This window comes from Caballeronia sp. ATUFL_F1_KS39, from assembly GCF_023630985.1.
In the GTDB taxonomy this organism is placed as follows: Bacteria; Pseudomonadota; Gammaproteobacteria; order Burkholderiales; family Burkholderiaceae; genus Caballeronia; species Caballeronia zhejiangensis.
Genome location: NZ_JALQDZ010000013.1, coordinates 41,374 through 57,463 on the forward strand (window position 1 = coordinate 41,374; position 16,090 = coordinate 57,463).

Consider the following 16,090-nt stretch of genomic DNA (forward strand, 5'->3'; position numbering starts at 1 on the left):
GTCGGTAGGTTTTACAATTAAAAGCTGCTAAATCAGGGAGATACGTGAAAGTTTGGAGGGATACTAGCCATAAAGTATTTAACTGTCAAAAGAAATAGAAAAATACAATTGAGACGCGCACCCAATTGGCGAAAAAGAAAGATTTTTAGGAAACTAGCGATGCTTTCAGAAGCTTTCTTGTGTATTCGTCAGAAGGGTTCGCAAAAATCTTCTCTACTTCCCCCGACTCCACGACAAAACCATTCCGCATGACCGCGACGCGATGAGCCATCGCGCCGATCACCTGCAGGTCGTGACTTATGAAAACGTAACCAAGATTGTGCTTCTTCTGAATATCGGCCAGAAGCGCAAGCACTTGAGTTTGAATGGAAACATCGAGCGCGCTGGTCGGCTCGTCGAGGATCAGGATGCTCGGTTCGAGCACGAGCGCGCGCGCGATCGCAATGCGCTGGCGCTGTCCGCCGGAGAATTCGTGCGGATAGCGATCGAGCGCCGCGCGCTCCATGCCGACTTCGCGCAGCACGGCGATCACTTTCGCCCGTCGAGCGGCGGCATCGAGTTCCGGTCGATGCAGCGCGAGCCCTTCTCCGACGATGCGCTCCACCGTCTGCCGCGGCGAGAGCGAGCTGAACGGGTCCTGAAACACCACTTGCAAGTTCGAGCGCAGCACGGTTTTTTCGCGTCCGCGAAAATCGCCGATTGCGCGCCCCTGGAACTCCACCGCGCCGTTCGAGATGCGCTGCAGGCCGAGTAGCGCCATCGCAAGCGTCGATTTCCCCGACCCCGATTCGCCGACGATGCCGAGCGTCTCGCCCTGGCGCACCGTCAGCGTGACGTCGTCGACGGCCTTGAAGCGGCCGCGCCGGAACCAGCCCGCGAAACCCGGCAGACGCGTCGGGTAATCGACGGACACATCCTTTGCATCGAGCAGCACTGGGGCGATGGGCAGCACCGGCAGCACGCTGCGCTTCGGCTTGCTCTCGATGAGCCGCTTCGTGTACGGATGCTGCGGCGACGCGAAAATGGCCTCCACCGTGCCGCTTTCGACGAGCACGCCCTTCTCCATCACCGCGACGCGCTCGGCGAAACGCCGCACGAGATTCAGGTCGTGCGTGATGAGCAGCACCGCCATGCCGCGCTTTTCGGCTTCATCGCGCTGAAGTTCGAGCAGCAACTCGACGATCTGCGCGCGGATCGTCACATCGAGCGCGGTGGTCGGCTCGTCGGCGAGCAGAAGCCGCGGCCGGCAGGCGAGCGCCATCGCGATCATCACGCGCTGACGCTGTCCGCCCGAAAGCTGATGCGGATAACTGTCCACGCGCCTTTCCGGCTCGGTGATCCCGGTACGCGCGAGCAGCGCAATCGCGCGTTTTCTCGCCTCGCGCGGGCTCGTGCCGTCGTGCAGGCGGATCGTCTCGCCGATCTGGTCCCCGACCGTGTAGAGCGGATTGAGCGCGGTCATCGGCTCCTGAAAGATCATCGCGATGTCGGAACCGCGCAGACCTCGGATCGCGCGCTCGCTTTTCGACAGCAATTCCTCGCCGTTGAAGCGGATCGATCCGCTCACTTCGGCCTCGTGCACGAGGCGCAGCACCGACAGCGCCGTCACGCTCTTGCCCGAGCCCGATTCGCCGACGAGCGCCACACGCTCGCCGGCGCGAATGTCGAGATTGACGCCATCGACCGCGAGCGTGTCGCCGAAGCGCACGCGCAAGTCTTCGATCGAAAGTAGCGGCTCCGTCACTGCCCGCCTCCGGCTTTCACGGCATCGGAAATACGCGTATCGAGCGCGTTGCGCAAGGCGTCGCCCATGAAGGTCAGCAGGAGCAGCGTCGCGACGAGCACGCCGAACGTCGACAGCGAAATCCACCACGCGTCGAGATTGGCCTTGCCCTGCGCGAGCAACTCGCCGAGCGACGGCGTCGGCGACGGCACGCCGAGGCCGAGAAAATCGAGGCTCGTGAGCGCGAGAATCGCTCCGCTCATGCGAAACGGCAGGAACGTGATGACGGGCGTCAGGCTATTGGGCAAGACGTGCCGCCAGATGATCTGCCAGTTCGACAAACCCATCGCGCGCGCGGCGCGGACATAGTCCTGCGTGCGATTGCGCAGAAACTCCGCGCGCACGTAATCCGACAGGCCGATCCATCCGAACAGCGACAGCAGGATGATCAAAAGAATGAGACTCGGCTCGAATATCGACGCGAAGATGATCAGCAGATAAAGCTCCGGCAACGCGCTCCAGATTTCGATCAGGCGTTGCCCGGTGATATCGATCCTGCCGCCGAAGTAGCCCTGCACCGCGCCCGCGACGACACCGAGCACGGTGCCGATCGCCGTCAGCACGAGCGCGAACAGCACCGACACGCGAAAGCCGTAGACGAGGCGCGCGAACACGTCGCGGCCGCGATCGTCGGTGCCGAGCCAGTTCTCGCGCGACGGCGGCGCCGGGTTCGAGCCCTTCGAAAAATAGTTGAGCGTGTCGTAGTAGTAGTGATTCGGCGGATAGATCGCGAAGTTGCCGGGCGCGCTGAAGCGATCGCGCACGAACGGATCGAGATAATCGGCGGGCGTCGGAAAGTCGCCGCCGAAGGTCGTCTCCGCATACGTCTTCACGAGCGGAAAGTAAATGTGGCCCTGATAGCGCACGACGAGCGGCTTGTCGTTCGACCACAGCGGCCCCGCGAGACTGATGACGAACGCCGCGATGAACACGATCAGGCTCCAGTATCCGAGCCTGTTTCGCTTGAAGCGCAGCCATACGCGCCGTCCTGGCGGCACCGATGCCGCGCCGCGCAGCGGTTGCGCATCGCTGCCGTTGGCACCGCGCCGTGACGATTCCGGTGAAGCGGCTCGATTCAAATCAGCGCTCCAGTTGTTCGAATTGAATGCGTGGATCGACCCAGACGTAACAGAGGTCCGAGATGAGCTTCGTCGCGAGGCCGATCAGCGTGAAGAGATAAAGCGTGCCGAGCACGACCGGATAGTCGCGCCGCACGACGGATTCGTACGAGAGCAGTCCGAGGCCGTCGAGCGAAAAGAGCGTCTCGATCAGCAGGCTGCCCGTAAAGAACGCGCCGATGAACGCCGCCGGAAAACCGACGATCAGCGGCAAGAGCGCGTTGCGGAATACGTGCTTCCACAGCACGCGCCGCTCACTCAAGCCTTTGGCGCGCGCGGTCAGCACATATTGCTTGCGGATTTCGTCGAGGAACGCGTTCTTCGTGAGCATCGTGACGACGGCGAAGCTGCCCACCACCGACGCCACGACCGGCAACGTGATGTGCCACAGATAATCGAGAATCTTGCCGCCGAGCGAGAGCGTCGCCCAGTTGTCGGACGTGAGATTGCGCAGCGGAAACAGTTGCCAGAACGTGCCGCCGCCGAACAGCACGAGCAGCAGCACGCCGAGCACGAAGCCCGGAATCGCAAAGCCGACGAGCACGATGAGACTCGTCGCGACATCGAACTTCGAGCCGTTCTTCACGGCTTTGGCGATGCCGAGCGGCACCGATATCAGATACGTGATGAAGAAGGTCCACAAGCCGATGCTGATCGACACCGGCAGCTTCGACACGATCAGCGACCACACGCTCTGATGCCTGAAATAACTCTCGCCGAGATCGAAGCGCGCGAACTTGCCGAGCATCAGAAAGTAGCGTTGCAGCGGCGGTTTGTCGAAGCCGTAGAGCTTCTTCAGTTGCTCGACCTGCTGCGCATCGACGCCCGTATGCGTGCGCAGCCCGAAGCCGCCGCCGCCTTCGGACTGTCCGCGCCGCAAGTCGTGCACCGCCTGTTCGACCGGACCGCCCGGCACGAACTGGATCACGACGAACGTGAGCGTCAACACGCCGATGAGCGTCGGGATCATCAAGAGAATGCGTTTAAGGATGTAGCTCCACATGGCGCGTCCTCGTTACTTCGCCGCGTGCGCGGCGGGCCCGGATTTGGCCCACCACGTCGATATGACCCACTCTTCCGCGCCGTAATACAGCGGCAGCGTCGACGGGTACGCCAGCGTATTCCGATACGCCACGCGATGCGTCGCCGAGTACCAGTGCGGCACCACATAGTAGCCGTTCATCAGCACGCGATCGAGCGCGTGCGTCGCGTCCACCAGTTGCTCGCGCGTCTGCGCGGAGATCACTGTCTGCAGGATCGCATCGACGGCCGGCGACTTCACGCCTGCGAGATTGTCGGAGCCCTGCTCGTCCGCGGACTTGCTGCCGAAGCGCGAAACCTGCTCGGTGCCCGGCACCTGCACGTCGGGCATGCGCACGCTCGTCATGTCGAAGTCGAACGCATCGAGACGTTTCTGGATCAACGCGTAATCGACGGTGCGAAAGTTCATCGTGATGCCGAGCTTCTGCAGATTGCGCCCGAACGCGGCCGCGACCGGCTCCATCGACGCGCCGCCGCCGGTGTCGTCGAGAATCTCGAAGACGAACGGCTCGCCCTTCGCGTTGCGCAGCGCGCCGTCGCGATACGTCCAGCCGGCTCGAGCGAGCAATTCGCGCGCCTTGATGAGATTGGCGCGCAGCGAGCCGGGCGGATCGGTGTCCGGCTGACGCGGCATCTCGCCGAACACGGAAGGATCGAGCTGCTTCTTCAGCGGGTTCAATATCGCGAGTTCGCCTTCGCTCGGCAATCCCTTCGCCTGCAGATCCGTGTTGACGAAAAAGCTGTCGATGCGCCTGTACTGATTGAAGAACAGTTGCCGGTTGAGCCACTCGAAATCGAGCGCGAGATCGAGCGCCTGACGCACGCGCACGTCCTTGAAGAGCGGCTTGCGCGTGTTCATGAAGAAGCCCTGCATGCCGGTGCCGTTGTGGTGCGGGAACTCGCGCTTGATGAGCTCGCCGCTGTCGAAGCGTTTGCCGATATCGCGCCGCACCCAACTGCGCGCGACGTACTCGACCAGCACGTCGTACTCGCCCGCCTTGAACGCTTCGAGGCGCGCGGTCGGATCGCCGTAAAGCTTGTAGTCGATGTGCGCGAAATTGAACGTGCCGACACGCACCGGCAGCGCCGCGCCCCAGTAATCCGGATTGCGCCGGTACGAGATCGTGCGGCCGTTGTCGTAACGATCGATCAGATACGGCCCGCTGCCGATGGGCTTCTGGAACGCGATCTTGTCGAACGGAATGCGCGTGCCGTCCGGCTTCATGCCCCACTTGCGCGAAAACACCGGAATGCCGCCCGCGAGCAGCGGCATCTCGCGCGTCGCGATCTTGAACTCGAAGCGGATCGTCTGCGGATCGACGACCACCGCGCGCGCGATCTGCCCGAAGTACACGGAGAACTGCGGCGCGGCAAGCGGACTCTTGAGCGTCTCGAACGAGAACTTCACGTCTTCCGCCGTGACCGGATCGCCGTTGGAAAAGCGCGCTTTCGGATTGATGTGGAAGGTGGTCGACATGCCATCGGGCGCGACGGAAATGTCATCGGCGAGCAGGCCGTAAGCGGTCGATACTTCGTCGGAACTGCCTGTCGTCAGGCTCTCGAACATCAGCGAAAGACCGGGCGCGGGATTGCCGCGCAACGTGAACGGATTGAACTTGTCGAAGCTCGTCAGCCGGTTCGGGTTCGCGAGGACGAGCGTGCCGTCGCGCGGCGCGTCGGGATTCACGTAATCGAAGTGCTTGAAACCGGCCGGGTATTTCGGATCGCCGTATTGCGCGATGGCATGCACCGCGTAAGCCGGACTCGCGAGCCATGCAGCCGATGCGGCCAGCGACCAGGTCAGGACCAAGCGTGAGGCGCTGCATAAACGGATCGTCATGTGCCTCTGGGCGCGATTTGAGTGTGTGACGCGATGGAGTGACCCGGCCGGAAACCCGAAGCGCGAGCCGCGGGAATCTTAAGGCGAGGCATTGCGATGTGAGAGAATTCTACCCAAAATCACGCACCGCTCGGCCTGCGACCCAAGGGTTGTCGACTGGCCGATCGCGCCACGCACGACCCCGCGCGGCATCGGACAACCGGTGCGCGCCGCGACACTGACATCAAAGAAGGAGCATTCATGGGCTTTCTCGCTGGAAAACGAATTCTGCTGACGGGCCTGCTGTCCAACCGCTCGATCGCTTACGGCATCGCCGCGGCCTGCAAGCGCGAAGGCGCGGAACTGGCGTTCACGTATGTCGGCGAGCGCTTCAAGGAGCGCATCACCGAGTTCGCGACCGAGTTCGGCAGCGACATGGTCTATCCGTGCGACGTCGCCGACGACGCGCAAATCGATGCGCTGTTCGCGTCGCTGAAAGAACGCTGGGACTCGCTCGACGGCCTCGTGCACTCCATCGGCTTCGCGCCGCGCGAGGCGATCGCGGGCGATTTCCTCGACGGCATGACGCGCGAGAACTTCCGCGTTGCGCACGACATCTCCGCCTACAGCTTCCCCGCGCTCGCGAAAGCCGCGCTGCCGATGCTGAAAGACGGCTCGTCGCTGCTCACGCTGTCGTATCTCGGCGCCGAGCGCGCGCTGCCGAACTACAACACGATGGGCCTCGCGAAGGCATCGCTCGAGGCGAGCGTGCGTTACATGGCGGCGTCGCAGTCGCTCGGCGCCAAGGGCGTACGCGTCAACGCCATCTCGGCCGGCCCGATCAAGACGCTCGCGGCGAGCGGCATCAAGAGCTTCGGCAAGATTCTGAACTTCGTCGAACAGAATGCGCCGCTCAAGCGCAATGTGACGATCGAGCAAGTGGGCAATGTCGCCGCGTTCCTGCTGTCGGATCTGTCGAGCGGCATGAGCGCGGAAGTCGTCCACGTCGATGCCGGATTCCATGCGGTCGTCGGCGGAATGGGCGGCGACGCGGAATAAGCGCCCGTTCGCAGCTTCAAAACGAAGCGCCGCTCACTTCAGGTGAGCGGCGCTTTTTATTTGCCGCGATGACCGCGCCCTGCCTCAACGATAGCCGTGCGGGCCGCCATGTCCGTTGCCGTGCCCGTTGCCATGTCCGTAACCGTGCCCCGGCGGCGGACCATGCGGGCGCGGCGGAGGCGGCGGACGGCCGTGCCCGTAATGACGATAGTAGTCGTTGCGGCTCCAATAGCGTCGGCCGTCCCAGTACCGGCTGCCATGCCAGCCGATGACGACCGGCGGCGCGTACATCGGCGCGGGCTGGTAGACGACGGGCGGCGGAGGCGGTGCATAGACCGGCGTCGGCGCAACGTAGACCGGCGCCGGAATGCCGATATTCACGCCGACATGAACATCCGCCGCGCGCGCGATGCCCGTCACGCTCAGCGCCGCCATGGTCAGCACACCGGCCACGATTCGTCCCGAGAACTTCTTTTTCATATGCAACCGGACCTCGCTTCGTACTTGTTCGCTTGCGCCCAAATATAACGAAAACCTTTCGACGCAATATTTCAGCTTTGTAAGTTATTGCCTGCTCGCGCTTTACGTCTGGAGAAACCTTACCTTTTGTTACATCGCGCGGGTGAGAATTCGCGGCGTTGTTGTTTTACTGGGAATTCGCCCTTCCACGTTCAAGCGGCAACAAAAAAGCCACCCGTGACGAACGAGTGGCTTTCGGCGACGGACGCCGGGCGGCGCGGGACGATCAACGCCAGCCGTTGTGACGGCCGTGGTCATGGCCGTCGTGATCGTGGCCGCGGCCATGATCGTAGTGGCGATAGTAATCGTCGCGATCCCAGTAGCGACGGCCATCCCAGTAACGATCGCCATGCCAGCCGACCACGATGGCCGGCTGCACGTAGACCGGCGCCGGAGGCGGCGCGTACACGACGGGCGGCGGAGGCGGCGCATAGACCGGCTCGGGCGCGACGTACACGGGCGCGGGCACCCCGATGTTCACGCCCACGGACACACCCGCATTGGCCGCGCCGGACACCATCAGACCGCCGAACATCACGGCGCCAGCCAGCACGGAAGCCTTCGATACCTTGTTCATGTAAAGCCCCACCCCGATGGGTTGTTTGTTGTGTTGACCGGACTATATCGGACGGATGCCGCATCGAGTGTTCGACTTCGTAACCTGCTATTACTGAGGAAAAACTTACGAAAAGTAAGCTCGTGCAGATGGAAAAACGGCGGCCCTCGCATCGCGAAGATCGCCGTTCGTGAGAGGCGCAGCGAAGATCAGTTCGGCAGTTCCTGGCCTTTCGTTTCCGGCGCGAGCGGGATCACCGCGAGACCGATGAGAAACGCAATCGCGGTAATGGCAATCGGCACGCCGAGCGTCTTCATGTTGAGCACCATCGCGCCGATGCCGAAGTTCACGATCGCGCCGAAGAAGCGCCCGACCGACGTGCAGAACGCGAAGGCCGTCGCACGCACGCGGGTTTCGAACTGCTCGGGCAGCCACAGCGAAAAGAGCGCGAAGTTGCCGCCGAAAAAGCCCAGCACGACGAGCAGCGCGATGAACGGCACCAGCCCGTTCGGCAGATAGAACGCCCAGCCGAACGCGAGCGCGATCGACGCCGCCATGCCGACGAAATACACCGCGAGCGTCTTTCTGCGGCCGATCTTTTCGGCCATCGGCGGCAGCGCGAGACAGCCGACGATCGTGCCGATCGAAAGCAGCCCCGTCGCGATCGACGCCATGCGCGCGGCATCGTGCTTGTCCATGCCCGCCTTCGTCGCGAGCTGAACGACCGCCGACGGTTCATACACCGCGCCCGCCCACAAGCCGATGATCGCCACCGTCAGCAGCACGGCCGCGACGATCGTCCGCTTGCGATATTGCGCATTGAAGATCGCCTTCAGCGAACTCTCGTGCTTGACGTGCGGATGAGCGGTTTCGGCGCGTTCCCACTTGTCGGTTTCCTTCACGCGCAGGAGCACCATGATCGACACGACGACCGGAAACAGGCCGACGAGAAACATCGCGCGCCAGCCGAACGTCGCGCCGATCGTGTAATTGAGCGCGGCGGCGAGGAAGAAGCCCGCGTAGTAGCCGGTCTGCAGATAACCCGCGCCCATCTTCCGGCGGTCTTCCGGCCAGGCTTCCGCGACATACGTGCCCGCGAGCGCCCATTCACCGCCGATCCCCACGCCCGCGCAAAACCGATAGAAGCCGAGCTCCCACACGTTATGCGCGGTCGCCGCGAGGCCGGTGAAGATCGCGAACGTGAAGATGGTCGCCGCGAGCACTTTCGTGCGTCCGAAACGGTCGGCGAGCGGTCCCCAGATGAACGACAGTCCCCATCCGACGAGAAAGAGCGCGAAGAGAATCGAGCCCGCAAGCCCGATGTTCGCCGGCGTCGCATCATAGCCCGAACGCGGCAGCAATTCGGTGAGCGCCGGCGCGAGCACGAGCGCGTAGATGAACGAATCCATTCCGTCGAGCGTCCAGCCGGCCCACGCACCCCAGAAACCGGTGATCTGCGACCGGTTGAGCGGTGTCTTCGTGGCGCGCGTGGCGCTTATCTGTCGATCCAGCGTGCTGGGCATGGCCATGTCTCCAAAGGAATTAGCGACGCGCCGGTTAAAAATGTTTGTTATGGCGTCTAGGGAAAGCACCGAAGTACCGTGTGCGTTTTTATATATAATATTTGAACATCGACACACGACAAGTCCGCACTTTCACCTAGCCATGCCGACAGATCTCTCAGCCGGATCGACTCCGGCCTCATTTCGCGACGCGCAGTTCGAACCGCGCCAGAGCACGTCGCGCTTCATCGCGGATGCGCTGCGCGCCGCCATCGTCGATGGCTCGCTGTTGCCGGGCGAGCCGCTGCGGCAGGACGCGATCGCCCGGCAGTTTTCGGTCAGCGCCATTCCGGTGCGAGAAGCGTTCCGCCAGCTCGAAAGCGAAGGCTGGGTGACAATCGAGCCGAATCGCGGCGCGGCCGTCAGTCTGCAATCGGCCGACGAGGCGCGCGAGATCTACGAGATTCGCGCATCGCTCGAAAGTCTCGCGATCGGCATTGCGATCGCGCATCACACGCCCGCAACGCTTGCCGACGCGAAACGCCTGCTCGAAGCCGCCGAGAACGAGCCCGATCCGACGCTCTACGTCGTGCGCAACGAGCAGTTCCACATGGCGCTCTACGCGCCCGCCGACCGTCCTCGGCTGATGGAGCTGATCGGCCAGATGCATCGGCGCGGCGAACGCTATTTGCGGCTGAAGCTCGGTCTGCCGATCCACAAGGATTCATCCGATGCCGAGCACCGCGCGATCTTCGATGCCCTCGCCGCGCGCGATATCGAACAGGCGCAGACGCTCGTCGCGCGCCATCTGCTCGCGACGGGCGAACTGCTCTACCGCTTTCTCGCCGATGCCCAGGCGCTCGCGCACTCGAGCCACGTCAAGAAGAAGAAACGCCGCGCATCTTCCCGATCGAATTCCGTCAAGGCCGACCAATGAACGACGTCATCGCTAAAACCCGCAACTGGAACACGCGCGCGCAGGAAAAAGCGCGGCGTCTTAAGCTGATCGAGCCGTGGATGAACGGCTCCGTGCTCGATGCCGCGCACATCGTCGATGCGTTGAGTGCGCTCATCGTCACCGGCGACCGTGTCGCGCTCGAAGGCAACAATCAGAAGCAGGCGGACTTTCTCTCGCGCGCATTCGCGAAGCTCGATCCGGATCGCGTGCACGACATCCATCTGCTGATCTCGAGCATCAGCCGTCCCGAGCATCTCGCGCTCTTCGAGCAAGGCATCGCGCACAAGGTCGATTTCGCGTTCGCCGGGCCGCAAAGCCTGCGCGTCGCGCAACTGCTCGAAGACGGCATGCTGGAGATCGGCGCGATCTATACGTACATCGAACTGTATGCGCGCATGTTCATCGACTTGACGCCGCAGGTCGCGCTCGTGTGCGCGGTGCAGGCAGACCGGCACGGCAATCTGTACACGGGCGCCAACACCGAGGACACGCCGACGATCGTCGAAGCCACCGCGTTCCGGCATGGCATCGTGGTCGCGCAGGTGAACGAAATCGTCGACGAACTGCCGCGCGTCGATATTCCCGGCTCGTGGGTCGATGTCGTCGTCGAGGCCGATCGTCCGTTCGCCGTGGAGCCGCTTTTCACGCGCGATCCGCGTCACATCGGCGAATTGCAGATTCTCATGGCGATGATGACGATCCGCGGCATCTACGAGCGCTATGGCGTCAAGGCGCTCAATCACGGCATCGGCTTCGATACGGCCGCGATCGAACTGCTGTTGCCGACATACGGCGAGAAGCTCGGCCTCAAAGGAAAGATCTGCACGAACTGGGCGCTCAATCCGCATCCGACGCTGATTCCCGCGATCGAATCCGGCTGGGTGGACAGCGTGCATTGCTTCGGCAGCGAAGTCGGCATGGAGGACTACATCGCGGCGCGCTCCGATGTGTTCTTCACCGGCCGCGACGGCAGCCTGCGCTCGAATCGCGTGTTCTGCCAGCTCGCGGGGCAATACGGTGTCGATCTCTTCATCGGCTCGACCTTGCAGATGGACGCCGACGCGAATTCGTCGACGGTCACGCTCGGGCGGCTCGCGGGCTTCGGCGGCGCGCCGAACATGGGACACGATCCGCGCGGCCGGCGTCATTCGAGCGAAGCGTGGCTGAAGCTCCTGAAGGACGACGGCCCGAATCCGAAGATCGCGCGCGGCCACAAGCTCGTCGTGCAGACGGCCGAGACGTACAAGAAAGGCGGCGAGCCGACCATCGTCGATGCGCTCGACGCGATTGCCGTCGGCGAGAAAAGCGGCATGCCGATCGCGCCCGTGATGATCTACGGCGACGATGTCACGCACGTCGTGACGGAAGAAGGCATCGCGTATCTGCACGCGGCCGAAGGCGTCGACGAGCGCCGCGCCGCGCTCGCGGCGGTCGCGGGCGTGACGCCGATCGGCATGCGCGCCGATCCCGCGAAGACGGCGGAATTGAGACGGCGCGGCATCGTCGCGTATCCGGAAGATCTGGGCGTGCGGCGCGGCGAAGCCAAGCGCTCGCTGCTCGCGGCGCGCAGCATCGACGATCTCGTCGCGTGGTCGGGCGGCTTGTACGCGCCGCCCGCGCGCTTCCGGAGCTGGTGATGAAGCCGGCTCTTCGCGATCTTGCGCGCGCGGTCGCGTCGCCGTCGCTCATCGCGCAATGCGCCGTCGATGCGCTGATCGCCGAGGCGCGCCTCACGCCGAAGCCCGCGCTCGTCGATGAACGCGGCAGCGGCGCGCATCGCGATCTCGATCTGGACACGATGCTGCGTTCCGCTCGCGCCCTGCATCCGACGTTTCTCGCGATCGCGCGCGCGGCGTCGCACGCGGAGCCGTCGCAGATCTTGCGCGAGCAACTGGCGCGCATCGGCCGCGAAGGCGAATCCGCGATGATGCGCGCAACCGATGGCAGCAACGCGCATCGCGGCGCGATCTGGATCATCGGTTTGCTGTGCGCGGGCGCGGCGATGCAAGCGCCCGACGACAGCGGCGCGATCTGCTTTTCGGCGGCGAAGATCGCCCGTTTCGACGATCGCTACGCGCCGCTAACGGCAACGAAGAGCCACGGTGCGCGCGTCAGCGAACGCTATCGCGTGGCGGGCGCACGCGGCGAAGCGCGCGATGGTTTTCCGCACGCGCGGCTCGTCGGCCTGTCCGCGCTGGACGCCGCGCGCGCACGCGGACTCGCCGAATCCGACGCGCGGCTCGATGCGCTCGTCGCGATCATCGCGTCGCTGGACGATACGTGTCTTCTGCATCGCGGCGGAATGCCCGCGCTCGAAGCAGCGCAACGCGGCGCGCGCGATGTGATCGCTTGCGGCGGAGCGGCGAGCGTCGCGGGCCGTCGCGCGCTCGAGGCGCTTCACGAAGAACTGATGAAGCTGAACGCATCGCCCGGCGGCGCGGCTGACCTGCTCGCGGCGACACTCTTTCTCGACATTCTCAGGCGCTTGCCCTGAAGAGGAACGAACGATGGAAAACATGCGATACGAATATCCGGCCAAACGGCCCGTCACGCGCCGCGCGCACGTGGGCGTCGTCGGCTCGGGCGATCTCGAAGTGCTGCTTTCGCCGTCACAAAGTGCGAACGCGGAAGTGGTGATCCGCACGAGCGTCGATGGCTACGGCCATGTCTGGAAAAGCGTGCTCGACCGCTTCTTCCAGCGCTACGACGGCGCGGCGAAAATCGAACTGAACGATTTCGGCGCGACGCCCGGCGTCGTCATGCTGCGACTCAACGAAGCCGTCGAAGCAAGCGAAAGCGAAGGAGACACGCCATGAACGCGCACGACACGTTTCTCGCGCGGCACAGCTTCATCGAAATGACGGCGCGCGAACGCGCGCACGCGCTGCTCGACCAAGGCACGTTCCGCGAACTGCTCGGCCCGTTCGACCGCATCGAATCGCCGTGGCTCGCGATGCAGAACATCGTCTGCCAGGCGGATGACGGCGCGGTCATCGCACGCGGCATGCTCGGCGGCGAACCGGCGGTGATCGCCGCGATCGAGCCGGCGTTTCAGGGCGGCAGCATCGGCGAAGTATCCGGCGCGAAGATCGCCGCCGCGCTCGAAATGGCCTTGAGCGAATTCGAAGCCGGGCGCGCGATCCGTCCCGTCGTGCTGTTCGAAACCGGCGGCGTGCGTCTGCAGGAAGCGAATCTCGGGCTCGCGGCCATCGCCGAAATTCAGGCGGCGATCGTCGCGCTGCGGGCTCATGTGCCTGTCGTCGGGGTGATCGGCGGGATGGTCGGCTGCTTCGGCGGCATGTCGCTCGCGGCCGCGCTCTGTACCGAGCTGGTGATGACGCGGCAGGCGCGCCTCGGCATGAACGGGCCGGAGGTGATCGAGCAGGAAGCGGGCATCGAGGAACTCGATTCGGGCGACCGGCGCCTCATCTGGTCGATGATCGGCGGCGAGGAACGCGTCGCGGTCGGTCTTGCGGACACGCTCGTCGAAGACGATACCGAGCACGTGCGCGACGCCGTGCTCGCGGCGTTCAGGCGCGGCGTGCCGCCGCGGCATCGCACGGAGAACGTGGATGGCTTCATCGCGCGGCTTGCCGACGTGAACCCCGACGTCATCGATCCCGACACCTTGCGCAAACTGTGGGGCGCATCATGACCGACACACTTTCCCGCGGCGAGCGCTGGCTCGACGCGCTGACTTCTGCGTCGACGCAATCGGAGCGCGGGCCGATCCGCGTGCGCGAAGGCGCTCTCGATGGCGAACGCGCGAGCTTCTTTGCCGTCGTGCCCGATCCGCAGAACCGCTTTCCGCGCGCGACCGATAACGTCGTCGGCCTCGAACAGGGCTGGCTGCTCGCACGCGCCGTGCGCGAAACGATCGACGCCGATCGCGATGCCGGGGTGAAGCGCGCCATCGTCGCCGTCGTCGATGTGAAGAGCCAGGCGTACGGACGTCGCGAAGAACTGCTCGGCATTCATCTCGCGTGCGCCGCCGCCGTCGATGCCTACGCGAGCGCGCGGCTCGCGGGCCATCCGGTGATCGCGCTGATCGTCGGCCCGGCGATGTCGGGCGCGTATCTCGCGCACGGCTATCAGGCGAATCGCATCGTCGCGCTCGACGCGCCCGGCACGGCCGTCCACGCGATGGGCAAGGAAGCTGCGGCGCGCGTTACGCGGCGCAGCGTCGAAAGCCTCGACGCGCTCGGCGACGCGGTCCTGCCGATGTCGTACAAGATGAGCGCCTACGCGAAGCTCGGCTTGCTGCACGAGCTGATCGAAGGCGTCGACGCCGACGCGCCCTCTTCCGCCGACATCGAGCGCGTGAAGGCATCGCTCGCGGCGGCGGTGAAGGATGCGCGCAGCGGTCCGCGCGATCTGTCGAACCGGCTCGCTTCCGCCGATGCGAAACGCACGCGCGCCGCATCGATCGAAGTGCGCAGGCGCATGCGCGAGCAGTGGAGCGTTTGATGGACCGCGTGATGGAGCGCGCGCCGCGTCCGCACGATTTGCTGCGGATCGCGCCCGCGACGCCCGCCTTTGACGACGCGCCCGCGTGGGTCGCCGCGTCGCTCGCGCGCGCGCCGTTCGTCGTCGTGCGGCGCGCACCGCGCATCGGCGCTGCGATTCCCGTCGGCGTGCGCGGAATGGCGCGCGGCGAACGCTTCGGCGCGTGGATCGAGACGCGTCACATCGACGCGATGCTCACGCCCGAAGCGCTGCGCACGCGCGAGCCCGATCCGGCGCGTCGCGACCTGCCCGCGTTCGCGTTGTTGCGCGCGGTCGCGCCGATCATCGACGGATGCGGTCTCGAATGGGGCCCGGCCGGCAGCGCGGGCTTCGAGCTCGCGTGCGCGATGCCGGCGATCACGCGCGACAGCGACCTCGATATCGTCGTGCGCGCGCCGACGCCCTTGCCCCGCGAAGACGCATCGGCGCTCTTCGATGCGCTCTCGCAAGCGGCGCAGAAGGAAGACACGCGCATCGACGTGCAGATCGAAACATGCGACGCGGCTTTCTCGCTCGCGGAGTTCGCGCGCGTCGGACTACGCGTCATGCTGCGGCACGCCGGCGGCCCGCGCCTCGTCGCGAATCCGTGGGCAGCGGCATGATCGCCTATCTCTTTCCCGGACAGGGCGCGCAAGCGCCGGGCTTTCTGCATCGGCTCGGCGGCGGCGAGCCGCATCCGGCGATCGTCCGCACGCTCGACGAAGCATCCGATGTGCTCGGCGCGGACGTCCGCGATCTCGACAGCGCCGACGCGCTCAAATCGACCGTCGCCGTGCAGATTTCGCTCGTCGTCGCGGGCGTGGCCGCGGCGCGCGCGCTCGCGGAGGAAGGCGTCGAGCCGGAAGCCGTCGCGGGCTTGTCGGTCGGGGCGTTCGGCGCGGCGGTCGTGTGCGGCGCGATTCGCTTCGACGATGCGCTCGAACTCGTGCGCCTGCGCGCCAGGCTGATGGAAGACGCGTATCCGAGCGGCTACGGCATGCTCGCCGTGCTCGGGCTCAACGAAAGCGAGATCGCCCGCGCGATCGCCGATTGCGGCGCCGACGCCTACATCGGCAATCTGAACGCGCCGCGTCAAATCGTCCTTTCGGGCAGCGACGCCGCGCTCGCGCAAGTCCGCGACATCGCCCTGTCGCGCGGGGGGGGGCGCGCCGCCCGCCCGCGGGGGTGGGTGGCGGCGCATTGGTTGGTGGTGGTCTTCTCCCCGCCCCCCCGCCGCGACGCGGCCCGCC

General features: G+C 64.9%; 16 protein-coding genes. 9 read left to right on the forward strand and 7 right to left on the reverse strand.

Annotated features, from left to right (window positions below; translation table 11 throughout):
* Positions 1 to 145: 145 nt before the first annotated feature.
* The 4 genes from NCR93_RS08710 to NCR93_RS08725 are packed head-to-tail and all read right to left on the reverse strand — an operon-like array spanning position 146 to position 5,782.
* Complete coding sequence (locus NCR93_RS08710) at positions 146 to 1,744, reverse strand: ABC transporter ATP-binding protein (RefSeq protein ID WP_175982685.1); 1,599 nt, start codon at positions 1,742 to 1,744, stop codon at positions 146 to 148.
* Positions 1,741 to 2,862, reverse strand: coding sequence for an ABC transporter permease (locus tag NCR93_RS08715; RefSeq protein WP_372492617.1), 1,122 nt, complete (start codon positions 2,860 to 2,862; stop codon positions 1,741 to 1,743). Before NCR93_RS08715 ends, NCR93_RS08710 begins: the two co-directional genes overlap by 4 nt.
* Position 2,863: 1 nt before the next feature.
* Positions 2,864 to 3,904, reverse strand: coding sequence for a microcin C ABC transporter permease YejB (locus NCR93_RS08720; RefSeq protein ID WP_008341800.1), 1,041 nt, complete (start codon positions 3,902 to 3,904; stop codon positions 2,864 to 2,866).
* Positions 3,905 to 3,916: 12 nt separating this feature from the next.
* A complete protein-coding gene (locus NCR93_RS08725; protein WP_175982686.1) occupies positions 3,917 to 5,782 on the reverse strand; it encodes an extracellular solute-binding protein in 1,866 nt (621 codons plus the stop codon).
* 240 nt (positions 5,783 to 6,022) lie between these two features.
* Between NCR93_RS08725 and fabI the strand changes: the two genes are divergently transcribed.
* Entirely contained in the window at positions 6,023 to 6,820 is a 798-nt protein-coding gene (gene fabI, locus NCR93_RS08730) for an enoyl-ACP reductase FabI (RefSeq protein ID WP_008341802.1), read from the forward strand.
* Between the two features lie 84 nt (positions 6,821 to 6,904).
* Here the strand turns inward: fabI and NCR93_RS08735 are convergent, their stop codons facing one another.
* The 3 genes from NCR93_RS08735 to NCR93_RS08745 form a co-directional block, all read right to left on the reverse strand.
* The gene (locus tag NCR93_RS08735) at positions 6,905 to 7,300 is read right to left on the reverse strand and encodes a hypothetical protein (protein WP_175982687.1); all 396 of its coding nucleotides are present in this window, start codon (positions 7,298 to 7,300) and stop codon (positions 6,905 to 6,907) included.
* A 265-nt stretch (positions 7,301 to 7,565) separates the two neighbouring features.
* Complete coding sequence (locus NCR93_RS08740) at positions 7,566 to 7,916, reverse strand: hypothetical protein (RefSeq protein WP_008341804.1); 351 nt, start codon at positions 7,914 to 7,916, stop codon at positions 7,566 to 7,568.
* A gap of 188 nt (positions 7,917 to 8,104) precedes the next feature.
* Positions 8,105 to 9,418, reverse strand: a complete 1,314-nt coding sequence (locus NCR93_RS08745; RefSeq protein ID WP_175982688.1) for an MFS transporter — start codon at positions 9,416 to 9,418, stop codon at positions 8,105 to 8,107.
* Positions 9,419 to 9,560: 142 nt separating this feature from the next.
* Here NCR93_RS08745 and NCR93_RS08750 point away from each other — a divergent pair, with 142 nt between their 5' ends.
* The 8 genes from NCR93_RS08750 to NCR93_RS08785 all read left to right on the forward strand — a co-directional run.
* Positions 9,561 to 10,334: a GntR family transcriptional regulator gene (locus NCR93_RS08750; RefSeq protein WP_175982689.1), complete on the forward strand. Its 774-nt coding sequence runs from the start codon at positions 9,561 to 9,563 to the stop codon at positions 10,332 to 10,334.
* Positions 10,331 to 11,992, forward strand: coding sequence for a malonate decarboxylase subunit alpha (gene mdcA / locus NCR93_RS08755; RefSeq protein WP_175982690.1), 1,662 nt, complete (start codon positions 10,331 to 10,333; stop codon positions 11,990 to 11,992). Before NCR93_RS08750 ends, mdcA begins: the two co-directional genes overlap by 4 nt.
* Positions 11,992 to 12,849: a triphosphoribosyl-dephospho-CoA synthase gene (locus NCR93_RS08760; protein WP_250532201.1), complete on the forward strand. Its 858-nt coding sequence runs from the start codon at positions 11,992 to 11,994 to the stop codon at positions 12,847 to 12,849. The genes mdcA and NCR93_RS08760 overlap by 1 nt, the downstream gene beginning before the upstream one ends.
* 13 nt (positions 12,850 to 12,862) lie before the next feature.
* Positions 12,863 to 13,171, forward strand: a complete 309-nt coding sequence (locus tag NCR93_RS08765) for a malonate decarboxylase subunit delta (protein ID WP_008341815.1) — start codon at positions 12,863 to 12,865, stop codon at positions 13,169 to 13,171.
* Entirely contained in the window at positions 13,168 to 14,010 is an 843-nt protein-coding gene (locus NCR93_RS08770; protein ID WP_175982692.1) for a biotin-independent malonate decarboxylase subunit beta, read from the forward strand. Before NCR93_RS08765 ends, NCR93_RS08770 begins: the two co-directional genes overlap by 4 nt.
* Positions 14,007 to 14,822 carry a biotin-independent malonate decarboxylase subunit gamma gene (mdcE, locus tag NCR93_RS08775; protein WP_175982693.1) on the forward strand — a complete coding sequence of 272 codons (816 nt, stop codon included), beginning with the start codon at positions 14,007 to 14,009 and terminating at the stop codon, positions 14,820 to 14,822. Before NCR93_RS08770 ends, mdcE begins: the two co-directional genes overlap by 4 nt.
* Positions 14,822 to 15,463, forward strand: a complete 642-nt coding sequence (locus NCR93_RS08780; RefSeq protein ID WP_175982694.1) for a malonate decarboxylase holo-ACP synthase — start codon at positions 14,822 to 14,824, stop codon at positions 15,461 to 15,463. The genes mdcE and NCR93_RS08780 overlap by 1 nt, the downstream gene beginning before the upstream one ends.
* A partial coding sequence (locus NCR93_RS08785; RefSeq protein ID WP_250532202.1) for an acyltransferase domain-containing protein occupies positions 15,460 to 16,090 on the forward strand: 631 nt, incomplete at its 3' end. The genes NCR93_RS08780 and NCR93_RS08785, both read left to right, overlap by 4 nt.